The sequence below is a fragment of the Fortiea sp. LEGE XX443 genome, from assembly GCF_015206815.1.
GTDB lineage: Bacteria > Cyanobacteriota > Cyanobacteriia > Cyanobacteriales > Nostocaceae > Nostoc_B.
This window is the reverse complement of the sequence record NZ_JADEXZ010000019.1, coordinates 1-12,001: the sequence shown is the minus strand read 5'-3', so window position 1 is coordinate 12,001 and position 12,001 is coordinate 1. Positions and strand designations below refer to the sequence as shown.

General features: G+C 41.8%; 9 protein-coding genes. 5 read left to right on the top strand and 4 right to left on the bottom strand.

The features are described 5' to 3' along the window. Positions 1-160 precede the first annotated feature (160 nt). From IQ259_RS09820 to IQ259_RS09810, 3 genes are all read left to right on the top strand, one after another. On the top strand, positions 161-412 hold the full coding sequence (locus IQ259_RS09820; RefSeq protein WP_193884141.1) for a hypothetical protein: 252 nt from the start codon (positions 161-163) through the stop codon (positions 410-412). A 41-nt stretch (positions 413-453) separates the two neighbouring features. Then, the gene (locus IQ259_RS09815; RefSeq protein ID WP_193884139.1) at positions 454-675 is read left to right on the top strand and encodes a hypothetical protein; all 222 of its coding nucleotides are present in this window, start codon (positions 454-456) and stop codon (positions 673-675) included. Positions 676-788: 113 nt separating this feature from the next. Further along, positions 789-3,125, top strand: coding sequence for a filamentous hemagglutinin N-terminal domain-containing protein (locus IQ259_RS09810; protein WP_193884137.1), 2,337 nt, complete (start codon positions 789-791; stop codon positions 3,123-3,125). 51 nt (positions 3,126-3,176) lie between these two features. Here IQ259_RS09810 and IQ259_RS09805 read toward each other — a convergent pair whose 3' ends face one another. From IQ259_RS09805 to IQ259_RS27545, 3 genes are all read right to left on the bottom strand, one after another. Further along, the gene (locus IQ259_RS09805) at positions 3,177-3,551 is read right to left on the bottom strand and encodes a hypothetical protein (protein ID WP_193884135.1); all 375 of its coding nucleotides are present in this window, start codon (positions 3,549-3,551) and stop codon (positions 3,177-3,179) included. Between the two features lie 100 nt (positions 3,552-3,651). Further along, entirely contained in the window at positions 3,652-5,376 is a 1,725-nt protein-coding gene (locus IQ259_RS09800) for an AarF/ABC1/UbiB kinase family protein (protein WP_193884133.1), read from the bottom strand. 208 nt (positions 5,377-5,584) lie between these two features. Further along, entirely contained in the window at positions 5,585-5,710 is a 126-nt protein-coding gene (locus IQ259_RS27545) for a hypothetical protein (RefSeq protein WP_255525300.1), read from the bottom strand. 392 nt (positions 5,711-6,102) lie between these two features. On the opposite strand from IQ259_RS27545, the gene IQ259_RS09795 reads away from it, so the two are divergent. Continuing rightward, positions 6,103-6,687, top strand: a complete 585-nt coding sequence (locus tag IQ259_RS09795; RefSeq protein WP_193884131.1) for a PEP-CTERM sorting domain-containing protein — start codon at positions 6,103-6,105, stop codon at positions 6,685-6,687. A 283-nt stretch (positions 6,688-6,970) separates the two neighbouring features. Here IQ259_RS09795 and IQ259_RS09790 read toward each other — a convergent pair whose 3' ends face one another. After that, positions 6,971-9,577 (bottom strand): M1 family metallopeptidase, encoded by a 2,607-nt coding sequence (locus IQ259_RS09790; protein ID WP_193884129.1) that lies wholly within the window; start codon positions 9,575-9,577, stop codon positions 6,971-6,973. Between the two features lie 439 nt (positions 9,578-10,016). On the opposite strand from IQ259_RS09790, the gene IQ259_RS09785 reads away from it, so the two are divergent. Beyond that, the gene (locus IQ259_RS09785) at positions 10,017-11,705 is read left to right on the top strand and encodes a DUF3352 domain-containing protein (protein ID WP_193884127.1); all 1,689 of its coding nucleotides are present in this window, start codon (positions 10,017-10,019) and stop codon (positions 11,703-11,705) included. Positions 11,706-12,001: the final 296 nt, after the last annotated feature.

Sequence of the window (12,001 nt, the reverse complement as noted above, 5' to 3'; positions counted from 1 at the left end):
GAAATGGTAGAAACCCGCAGTTTTACGTGTATTTGGGTAATTTCGCAGAAAAAACATGAACTTTTGTTAACTCGTGCGTAATTCTTGTGAGCCATGCTGTAGTTATTATTAGAACAACAAAACGATTCATTCATACAATCAACAAAGCAAGGAAGTAATCATGGAACCTCAAAACGTAGAGCAATTACAAACCGAAGAAAGCTTGAATAACTCTGACTTAGATGTTGTAACTGAAAATGATGTAGTGTCAGAAGTTAGTGGTTTTGAATTAGAGGGCAGCACCAACACCAATGAATTTGGAATTAGTGGGGATGCTAGTGAGCAAGAAGTTACAGAAAATGAAGTAGAACTGCCACTAGGTAAGCAACTAAAGGATGGTTGTCTAGTTAATGGCAAATGGGTTGCCTGCTAATAGAATTTTAGGTCAGTTTTAGAAAAGGAAAAAAGTAACCCATGAGTAATAACATGATAAAAGCTCAAGCTTTAGTAATTGCAGTCAGTGGTGCCATAGCTTTCTATGGAAATGTGGCTATTGCTACTATTAATCAAGAGGTTAATTTACCTAATCGTGATAACCAGGAAGAAGTTCAAAAATTGGATAGTAAAATTCTAACTGGCGTTAAGAAGCTAAACAACAGTTGTGTCCTCATTAATGGTATAAAATATTGTACTTAGTATAAAAGAGATTCGCTAACGTAGTCTTTTCCAGAAATTCTTCAATATCTGAAAGTTTACTTGTTATTAAGAGATAGTAGAATAAGAACTTCTGGAAGAGATTACATTAGGCTATGAGTTATTTTTGTGTCTGTTTTAAAAGTTTAGGATCTATAGTAGCTCTTACGATAGCTATCTCTCCAAGTTCTGTTGTTGCTCAAATTATTCCAGATAGGACTTTACCTAATAATTCTGTTGTAATACCAGATAGCGATGCTAACACTTTGTTTATTCAAGGTGGAACGCGGGTAAACAGCAATTTATTCCATAGTTTTCAGCAGTTTTCTGTAGGCGAGAACATGACTGCTGAGTTTAGAAATATTGATAGTGTTCAAAATATTATTAGTCGGGTTACGGGTAACTCTGTCTCTCAAATTGATGGCATTCTAAAAGCCCAAGGTACGGCTAACCTATTCTTGATTAATCCCAACGGCATTGTATTTGGGCCTAATGCTGTATTAGATATTGGCGGTTCATTTTTAGCGACTACAGCCAGTAGTATTAACTTTGCCGATGGTCAAAAATTTAGTGCTACAGAACCCCAAACAACACCTACATTGTCAATCAATATTCCTATTGGTTTACAGTTTGGACAGACTGCGGCTCCCATCCGCAATCAATCTCAAGCTAGTCTAGGTGGTGCAATTAATATCTTTAGGCAACCTGTAGGTTTACAAGTACAAGCAGGTAAAACTTTAGCACTTGTGGGCGGTGGCATTAGACTAGAAGGTGGAAGTTTAACAGCAAAGTCAGGAAGAATTGAGCTAGGAAGTGTTGCTAGTAATAGTTTGGTCAGCCTTAACCATACTAGCCAAGGTTGGGTATTGGGATATGAAAAAGTCCAGAATTTCGGGAATATTCAACTAATCGAGGGAACTGCTGAAATTCCGTCTACGGTTGATGTCAGTGGTGAAGGTGGTGGTAGTATCCAGGTACGGGGTAAGACAGTAGAATTAACTGGTGATCTTGCTACCTTGATCAGTCGGACTACAGGTAGTTTAGACGGCAGGGATTTAACAATTAATGCTGAAAAATTAATTGTTCGAGATGGCGCACAAATAGATACTTCTACAGATGGAAAGGGTAGGGGAGGAAATTTATTTGTCAACGCTTCTGACTCTGTGCAGTTAATTGGTAGCTCTCCCTTACCAAATACTAATTTCGATCAAGTTAGTTTCTTGATTAGTGCAACTAGTGGTGAAGGAAAAGCTGGCGATATAAACATCAATACCCGAAGGTTACGGCTTCAAAATGGCGCACAGATATCAACACAATCCAGTGGATTTGCTATTCCTCCCCAAAATATCGAATTTCAACCAGCTACAGGAGACGCAGGCAATTTAACTATCAATGCTTCTGAATCTGTAGAACTAGTTGGAACCTCACCTAACGGCTTTGGTAGTAGCTTGTCGTCTAGTACTCTAGGTTCTGGAAAGGCTGGAGAAGTGACAGTAACGACAGGAAGATTGACTGTCCGAGATGGCGCTGTAATCAATGTTAGTAGTCGAGTACCAAGATTCAGAGTTTATTTAGGCAATCCCAGTAATTTAGGGCCGGCCGGTGCAATAAATGTCAACGCTAACTCTATCCTGCTGGACAACAGAGGACAAATAACCTCTAATAGTCAAACAGGAGGAGGCGGAAATATTACGCTACAGGTGAGGGATGTATTATTATTACGCCGCAATAGTCAAATATCTACAAATGCAGGTACAGCCAATGCTCCAGGGAATGGTGGCAATATTACCATCAATGCACCGAATGGTTTTATAGTCGCTACTCCTCTAGGAAATAACGACATTACAGCCAATGCCTTCTCTGGTGCTGGTGGTAGGATTAAAATCACCACTAATAGTATATTTGGATTTGTGCAGCGCGATCGCACCGACTTAATCCGCCTCTTAGGTACAGAAGATCCCACCCAACTAAACCCCAGCAGAGTCCCAACCAGCGATATTACCGCCTTTTCTCTCCAAAACCCCGCATTAAACGGTATTATCCAAATCAACACCCCCGATATTGACCCCAGCAGAGGATTAGAATTACCCGCAGAGACAGTTGATGCCTCTCGACAAATTGCTACAGGTTGTAAACCAGGCGGTAAAGTCAGAAGAGGTTCTCTTGTCTCTACAGGAAGGGGAGGAATTGCACCCAGTCCCACAGACCCATTAATGGATGATTCTGTCCTCGCAAATTGGATCACTCTAGATGATAAGAGTCAGAGTAGCGATCGCACTCAGCCCCATCGGATCAATCTACAAAAACTTAATTCTGTCAATAAAGAAACTCAAATTGTCCCAGCCCAAGGCTGGGTGATTGATGACAAAGGTAATGTGACTTTAGTGGCTCAAGCACCCACTGTCACACCCCATAGCCCATTACTCAATTCGGCATCTTGTACTGTACGTTAGGTATATTGCATCAAAAGATTCTAATAATTCTATTTGTCAGTTGACTTTTGTCTAAGACCAAGAATCTAAATCGAGAGCTTGCATTCCTTTATTTTTAATAAAAGTCAGCATACTACCCAACTGCAACCATACAAGTAAGCAAGTTAACAGACTAATAGGTAAACCAATCGCCAAGGCGAGTAAGGTAGGAAAACCAAATATTGCTAAACCTGAATAGAGAAATAAACTAACGCCAACAGTTATACCCAAAAAGGGTACAAATATTGGCTTTAATAAAGAACGAGATTCGGTTTTTTCTGCACTATCTTTGCGCCATTTTTGGACGATAACTTTCAGCGTTCCAGATAAACCAAAGCCAGAAGTTACAGCTATAAACAACCCAATAACAAGGAGAAAATAAGGTGGTTGTTGAGGAAAATAGTACATGAAAACTCCGAATTATCCTAAAAGGTAGAAAAATTTGTTTTTTATAATGAAGTGGTAGGAGGTAAAATTACCTCCTTACCAAAACTTTGAGTTTGAAATTTCAGCGCATTACTCCTGAAGTCGGGTTGCCCAAATTAACAAAGGCGGTAGCTTTTGGTAAAATTGCGGCTACTCCTTCTCTAGATAACTCTGCCAAAAATCCGATCGCCACATCTAATAAACGATTTGGCTTGATGTCATCTTTAACTAAATCCCACAGGCGTTGTACTTCTTCAGTATGCAAGCGGTCATCTTCTGTCAGCGCTAATACTAACTGTCGCCGCAAGAATTTACCTTCTTCTGACAGCAGAAATTGCAAGCCCATTTGTGCTGTGGGTAAGACATCAAAGTTACCATCAGTACGGGCGATCGCAATTAAATTCTCTAAACGCTGCCACTGGAATTTACCATCTTTGAACAACACATTTAGCAACCGCCTCCTTAATGGCGGAGATTCCCCGGTGAGCAAACGTCTCGCAATATAAGGATAACCAACCTCAACAATTTTAAAATCTGGGTTGAGGGTGAGGGCGATTCCTTCTTGTGTCACCAAAGAACGAATAATTAACGCAAACTTGGCGGGAACTCGGAAGGGATATTCATACATCAATTCCGAGAATTCATCGGTAATTGTTTTGAAGTTAAAGTCCCCGACGTTCTTACCAATAGCGTTACCTAACACTGCTTCTAATGCTGGTACAATCGGGCAAATATTCGTGTCTGGAGTCAGAAAACCCAAGTTCACAAAATCTGTGGCGAGGTCGAGGTAGTCTTTGTTGACTAAATGGACTAACGCATCTACCAGAGTTTCTTTGGTGGTTTCTTCTAACTGATCCATCATGCCAAAATCGATGTAAGCCATCCGACCATCGGGCATAGCAAATAAATTACCAGGATGGGGGTCAGCGTGAAAGAAACCGTGTTCTAGGAGTTGCTGTAAACCCGAAGTTACACCAATTTGAATAACTGCTTCTGGGTCTAAACCGGCGGCGCGAATATTTTTTGTATCCGTCAGCTTGAAGCCGTTAATCCATTCCAGAGTTAAGACCCTAGTGTTGGTGTAACGCCAGTAAATAGCTGGGACTTTCACTTGCGGGTCGTTACGAAAGTTGGTCGCAAATTTTTCGGCGTTGCGACCTTCGTTGATGTAGTCAATTTCTTCAAATAACTTTGTGCCGAACTCGTCCACAATTAAGGTTAAATCATGACCGAGATTTAGGGGTAGCCAAGGTGCAAGCCAACCCGCCGCCCAACGCATTAAATAGAGGTCTAAGGAGAGAGTTGGGCGTAAGTTGGGGCGTTGGACTTTAACTGCTACTTCTTCGCCACTGAGTAGACGACCACGGTAAACTTGACCTAGGCTGGCCGCAGCTACTGGATTTGGTGATAATTCGCTATAAGCATCTGTGACTGCACAGCCAAGTTCTTTTTCGATCAGCGCGTAAGCGATCGCATTATCGAAAGGTGGTAGTTGGTCTTGCAGTTTCACTAACTCTTCTAAGAAATCTTTGCGGATCAGGTCAGGCCGGGTAGAGAGGGCTTGACCTACTTTAATGAAGGTGGGGCCTAGACGAGTGAGCAGTTGACGTAATTGGGTAGCTCGTTTTCCCCGATTCTGCTCAACTTGATTTTGCCATTCATCCCACTTTAAACTTAAAATGAATCCAGCAAAAGACCAGATAATTCTCAGCAAGCGTCCCCATGCCAGCCAGGGGCGGTAACGATAGTGACGAGCGATCGCTTCTGGATTGTATCGCTTTAGCTGAGCAGGTTGATACTGACCCACGCTTTTGTTTGCCTCTTCAACTGGGAAATCTACACTGTTTTTTTTGTGGTATTCGCCATTCCAAGCTAATTACTTGTTGGGAATAACCGTAGTTTTTTATAAAAAACTATTAAACTTTAACTTTTTCGGGTAGACATGGAGCTATTAAAGCCTATGGTTCTGCCCAGGTTTTTTATCTTTTTCTTAATTATACTTTATAAAAGTACAATTAATTCTCCTCAAAAAAGAAAGTAGCGGCTAGGACTGCTGTAGCTGCGAGAAATTGTAGCGATGTCTTGCGACGGGCTTCTCTACGAAAGGCTACGCCAAAGCCTACACGCCTGCAAATATACATCCTCTCATATGCTCTCAAGTGCATTTATAGTAGGACTGGTATCTAGCCTATTACTTTCCTATCCTACTCATGCTGCTACTCTCGGTCAGAATTTGATTAGAGGCAGGGGGCTCTTAGCAGGGAGAAGAGGGGACTGTAGGTACAAACCGAACTTCGTTCAGGCTCCCTTGCTCCCTTTCACCTTTGGTTAAAACCCCATCTCTTGTAGGTGGCTTTTCTCCCCTGCTAAGAGCTCCCTTCCCCCCTACTTTTTTATTGTAAATGGTGATGCAGAACAAGGATTAGGAGAGCCAATTGGTAATGCTGTTGGCGCTGACATACCTAGAAAACGCTCAGTATAAAATATTTGCGTAACTCTGCACTAACCTTTGCGTTCAATAACTATTAGTTTGATGTTAAGAACAAAGTCTTTCCAAAAGCCATTAATTGTGGTTCTGGGGTTAACATTAGCTACTTTTTTGACAGCTAAACCTTCTACAGCGTCTGTATTTACTTATCAAGGAGATACGACAAATCAACCAATCTGGCGGCGTACTGCACCGGGCGATCCTCCCATCCTCATCACTGGTGAAAGAGATGGAACACTGGGTATGAGTGTACGCTACAGTGTTTTTGAGTTTATAGTTGACCAATCGGGTTTATATACATTTACAAGTGCTGTACCTGGGGCTACATCACCTACAAATGGAGATTGGGATAATTTTTTAGTTTTATATCAAGATAGTTTCAGTCCCACCAGACAATTAACCAATGCTCTCGTAGCAAGTACTGCTCCCAACGATGGTACTGTTGCATTGAGCCGAGAACTGGATGCTCAAAGACAATACTTTTTAGTCACAACTGGCCGTCGAGTCGCTGACTTTGGTGCTTTTACCAACACAATCAGTGGTTCGGGTCAAATTGTGCCAGTACCTGAATTAAATTCCATACCTGCCATGTTAGTAGTTGTTGGTGTAGGTTCAATACTTTTCGGATAAAGGTTTGGTCATTCTAGATTCAGATCCCCCCGCCTGCGGCGACCCCCTTAAAAAGTGGGTAAAAGAGGGTTATTAGCCCCCTTTTTTAAGGGGGGTTGGGGGGATCTGAACAAGATGGAGATATTAACCGAAATGTATTGGGTGTAGGTTTACTAGTGCATAAGCGATTTCCGATTAATAAAGATATCTAATTTGTAGTTTGGTAGGGTGATAACGCATCGCCATAGATTTGCAATGCGTTACGCTGATGCGATCGCACACCCTACTTGCTAATTTCTAGTCTCTATTTAGATTTCGCCTCCAAATTTTCTAAGCGACTTTTGAGTTCTTGATTTTGTTTTTTGAGTTGGTCAAGTTCTTCGCGTACTTGTCGCAAAGCTGTTTCTGATCCGATACGCTTTTGGACATTGGCAATTTCTTCGTCAGCATAGCGGCGCACCCGTCCATCTGGTGTTTGATTAGATAGCGATCGCAAAATGCCTACTGCTTTTGGTGTTTCCATCTGTCCCAAGGCGTTGACTACCGCGATTTGGGTTAAGAAGAAGGTGTCTTTGGCGAGTTCTGTTAATCTATCTAAAATCCGTTCGAGATTGACTGGAGTTTGACCAACAGAAATCTTACCTAATGCACGGATAGTTGCTAAACGTAAAGCTTGCGGAATTCCCAGTTTTGTGTATTCCAGAAGCAAATTTAAAGCTGCTTCTGAGGTTTTGAGTTCTGCTAAACCGCCAACAGCGCCACTGCGAACTACTTCATTCCAACCGGCTTTTTCTTCTAAAACCGACTTCAGCAGCTTGATAACCTTTTCTTCCTTGGGCTTTTCATCCAGATTAGCAGCTGCGATCGCGCCAATTGCACGAGCCGCTGCCGCTTCTACATAGTAACTGCGATCGCCTTCTTGTACGACTTCTTTAACTGCTTTGTAGCTGTCATAGGTTTTGATTGTCCCTAATGCGGTAACTACTGCACGACGCACATAAGGATTTTTGTCTTTCAATCCCGCAACTAACCCATCAAAAGCTTGATCTAACTTGACTTCTGCGAGTTGTTTCGCCACTTCTACCCGCACACCCCAAAATGGATCATTTTTCAGTGATGCTGATAATGCTTTGGTTGCTTCTAAACCGCCTTTTTTCGCTAAAGCTGTGGCTGCGTAAATCCGAGAAAGGGGATCAGGGTCAAATTCTAACTGTGCTTTTAACTCTGGAATGGGATATTCCAAAGACACTGTTTTTAGGAAATGATTTCCGACATCAAAGCTAATAAAATCAGGCTTGGCTGACAGGGGAAAGTAGAAGCTTTGTTCTTGTTCATGTACCCGGACTATGAAAGTGCTGAGTGCTGGGTGCTGAGTGCTGAGTTTTTCTGTGGAATCTTTTTGAACGTAGCCGAAACCGATGGGGATTTTCAGATCAAATAAATTTTTACTGTTATTATTATCAGCTTGGGTTTGGGTGACTGTAACCTTGGCTAAATTCGCATCTCCATCCCAAGAATAAGCCACTTTAAAATCAGGATGACCGCCACGATAAACGTACTGGTCAAATAAAAACGCTAAATTACGTCCTGTTGCTTTGTCAATGGCGCGGAGTAAGTCTACTGTTTCGACGGTTTTATGAGCATTATCCTGCACAAATGTTTGGATGGCGTGCCAAAATAATTCTTCCCCCAATTCCGCCCGAATCATGTGATAAACACAAGACCCTTTTTCATAGATGTGGCGATCGTATAGTTCAATGGCTTCTCGGTAAACATGTGTCACCATCGGGCGACGGTAGCGGTTACTATCTTCGTTTAAATAACTCCGTGCTTCTAACAACCGATAGTATGCTGCTTCTTCTGCACTGTATTCATGTTCTGTCCACATGACTTCTGAGTAGGAAGCCATACCTTCCTTAATCCAAGCATGAGACCAATGCTTAATCACCAGCAAATCGCCAAACCATTGATGCGCCAGTTCGTGAACGACTAAACTTTCGGTGTTGCGGTTATCTATAGCGGCGCGTTCATCCAAAAGACACCGGTCTGTTAACAGAGTGGTGGAAGTATTTTCCATCCCGCCAAAAATGAAATCATCTACGCAAACTTGAGCATATTTGGGAAAAGCGTAGGGATAACCATATTTTTCACTCAAAAATTCGATCATACGGGGAGTTTTGCCCATGCTGCGTTTAGCATCGGCTTCCCGGTTTTTTTCTGCGTAATAGGTGACGGGTTTACCTTTCCACTCATCACGAATTTCGGCAAAGTCACCAACAGCCAGAGTCATCAAGTAGGTGGGATGAACTTGTTGCTGTGACCAATGGTAAATTTTATCAGCGCCTTCCTCGGCGGTGTCAATTAATTCACCGTTGGAAATTGCTACTAATGGTTTGGGAACCCGGACACGAATTTCAGAAGTAGAGAGTTGTCCGGGATAATCGAAGCAGGGAAACCAAAAACGCGAGTCTTCGTCTTCTCCTTGAGTCCAGACTTGGGTTGGTTTGTGGGGATAGTGTTTGTCTGGTTGAATGAAGTAGATACCGCGTTGGGGTTTTTCTACAGAATAGGCGATCGCAATTAATAACCTTTTGCCTAGTTCTGTTGGTTGGGAAAGCTGGATCGAAAGCTGTTCGCCATCGTAGTCAAATTTTTGCGCCTCTTCATCCACGTGTACAGACTGAATATTTAAGTTGACCGCATCCAGTGTCAAACGCTCAATCCCACTACGTATCGGTGACAGACGAATACTGCAAACGCCTTTATAACTTTGTTTGGGAATATCCAAATGCAGGTCGAGAAAAATATGCTCTACCTGTCCAGGACGATCTGGATTATAGTGTGGTCTGGCTCCTGGTAACTCAAAAGATTTGTGTCCGTTATTTTCTGTATCAAAATAGGAATGCGACATTGATGCTGACTGGCCTTTTAATCCTAAAAAATCTGAGTATGTTTACGAGAATAGCGCTATTAGTTGTGTTTCCAAATCCAAACAGTGGGTAGGAAAGATGCAATTGTTGGCAGATTCTAAATTAATCTTTCCATCTTTTGTGTGGATGTTTTTGGTTGATTTCCATTGAGTACAAATACTCTCCAATTTTACTTATTAGCTTAGGATACCTTGCTTCTTTCCCACAGGATATCTCTCAAGATGAATAACCTCCCATTTACGGATTTGCTGCTCATCTCGTTGAAGTATTTTTTTAGAGTTTTTTAACAGTTGTGTGTAGATTTACTAATTTTATCAGTAAAAACCGCATAATTAATGAAGTTTATTCAGAATTCCGAGAACTCAACAATGACGTTTTTACTAACCTCAGTAAAAATTTGAGGAAAAGAGGACGATAACAATGCCTGAACGTAAGTCAAAGTTTTTATTTTCTGCTATTGGTGCAGCCGTAATTGTGGCGGGAGGTGTAGCAGCATATACCTATGTTTTTAAAGGCCCGGCTGGAGATAGCTCAGGTGCTTTAGGGAGTGCTAAATTAGTTCCAGTCTCGGCACTGATGGCTACTTATGTAACTACTGATGCACAAGCTTGGTCAAAATTGCAGCAGTTCGGCACACCAGAAGCCCAAAAGTTATTAACAAAAAGTCTAGAAGACTTTAACAAAGATGTATTTAAAGGCAGTGATATTTCTTATGACAAAGATATCAAGCCTTGGGTTGGTGGTGTGATGATTGCAGTATTACCACCCAGTAAAACTAAACCTGTTCAGTTGCAGTCTCCTGGTAATGAAGTGAATCCCTCACTCAAATTGCCAGAAAAAACAAGTATGCTGATGGTGGTAGGGATCAAAGATAAACTTACTGCTTTGAATTTTGCCAATAAATTAAAAACTCAAAAAAATGTTAAAACTCAAGAATTTGACTACAAAGGTGAAAAAATTACAGAAACTATAGAAAATGGTAAACCAACATTTAGTGTAGTTGTAAATAATAATTATTTGCTATTAGCTCCAGAAAAACAATCTGTAGAAAAAGCAATTGATACTTATAAAGGTCAACCTTCTTTTGCTAGTAAAGAAGGCGCTAATAATATTCTCAGTCAGAGCGTAAATCTGCAAAACACCTTAGCTCAAATTTATGTACCAGACTACGCAGGTATGGTACAGCAATTGGCAGCAGCCAGCCCACAGGGTAAACCACTACCTCCACAAACCTTGTCACAATTAAAACAAGTAAAATCAATGGTGGCAGGTGTTGGTGTGGATGATATGGGAGTGCGGGTAAAAGCGATCGCTAATCTAGATCCCCAACTGAACAAGTTTCAGTATCAAAATACACCCGCAAAAATATTGGCGCAATTTCCCAGTGAGACATTTGCTTTAATTAGTGGTAACGGTATCAGCCGTGGCTGGCAAACACTAGTAGAACAGTCAAAAGACTATCCAGAAGCACAACAAACACTGCAACAAGTACGCGGACAGTTGAAATTTGTCGATATTGACTTAGATAAAGAGATTTTTGGCTGGATGGATGGGGAATTTGGCTTTGGTGCAATTCCATCTAATCAAGGCGTGTTAGCGAGTCTTGGTTTTGGCGGTGCGTTTGTCTTTGACACAAGCGATCGTAAAACCGCAGAAGCCACCTTCACCAAACTTGATAACCTGGCCAAAGCCCAAAGAATCAACATCGCTAAAAGAAATATAGGCGGTAAAGATGTCACTGAATGGCAAATACCTCAGCAAGGAGCTTTATTAGCCCACGGTTGGTTAGATCAAGATACCGTCTTTTTGGCAGTTGGTGGCCCTGTTGCTGACGCGTTAGCCGCTTCTAAATCCTCATCTCTCGATAAAAGCGACACGTTTAAAACTGTCACCAGTTCATTACAACAGCCTAATGGTGGCTACTTCTACCTAGATGTGGATAAAACTGCATCTTTAGTTAACCGTTTTGCAGCCCAAGGTAGACCCATTCCCCCTGACGCTAACGCCGTTCTGAGTTCAATTCGGGGTTTTGCTGCGACTGCGACTAGCCCCGACAAATCAACCAGTCAACTAGAAATGCTCTTGGCGCTCAAACCAAGTCAGAAATAGAGATTGGGAAAGAGTTTTCTAAGAGGGTGTTTGAAAAGTCTTCAAGTCTGCTAAAAACCCCTCTCCATAGCTTGCTTCTCTTACGAGATGCTACCGCGAACCCACAGAGTACCTCTACCTGAAACGGGTAGAGGCTTTGAAACCTGCGATTTTCTAGGAAAATCCAAAAGGGACTTCCAGAGAATAAGATATACAAGCCATAAAAATGATAATCATTCTGAAGGGGGAAAGAGCAGTTGCCGTCGGCAACTGCTCTTTCCTCCCAAATATATGCAAGATAAATGTCTGCACTCAAC

Bases quoted from the DNA above. Each gene is read 5' to 3' on its own strand.
- IQ259_RS09820 (WP_193884141.1), top strand. From the start codon at position 161: ATGGAACCTCAAAACGTAGAGCAATTACAAACCGAAGAAAGCTTGAAT.
- IQ259_RS09815 (WP_193884139.1), top strand. From the start codon at position 454: ATGAGTAATAACATGATAAAAGCTCAAGCTTTAGTAATTGCAGTCAGT.
- IQ259_RS09810 (WP_193884137.1), top strand. From the start codon at position 789: ATGAGTTATTTTTGTGTCTGTTTTAAAAGTTTAGGATCTATAGTAGCT.
- IQ259_RS09805 (WP_193884135.1), bottom strand. From the start codon at position 3,551: ATGTACTATTTTCCTCAACAACCACCTTATTTTCTCCTTGTTATTGGG.
- IQ259_RS27545 (WP_255525300.1), bottom strand. From the start codon at position 5,710: ATGTATATTTGCAGGCGTGTAGGCTTTGGCGTAGCCTTTCGTAGAGAA.
- IQ259_RS09795 (WP_193884131.1), top strand. From the start codon at position 6,103: ATGTTAAGAACAAAGTCTTTCCAAAAGCCATTAATTGTGGTTCTGGGG.
- IQ259_RS09790 (WP_193884129.1), bottom strand. From the start codon at position 9,577: ATGTCGCATTCCTATTTTGATACAGAAAATAACGGACACAAATCTTTT.
- IQ259_RS09785 (WP_193884127.1), top strand. From the start codon at position 10,017: ATGCCTGAACGTAAGTCAAAGTTTTTATTTTCTGCTATTGGTGCAGCC.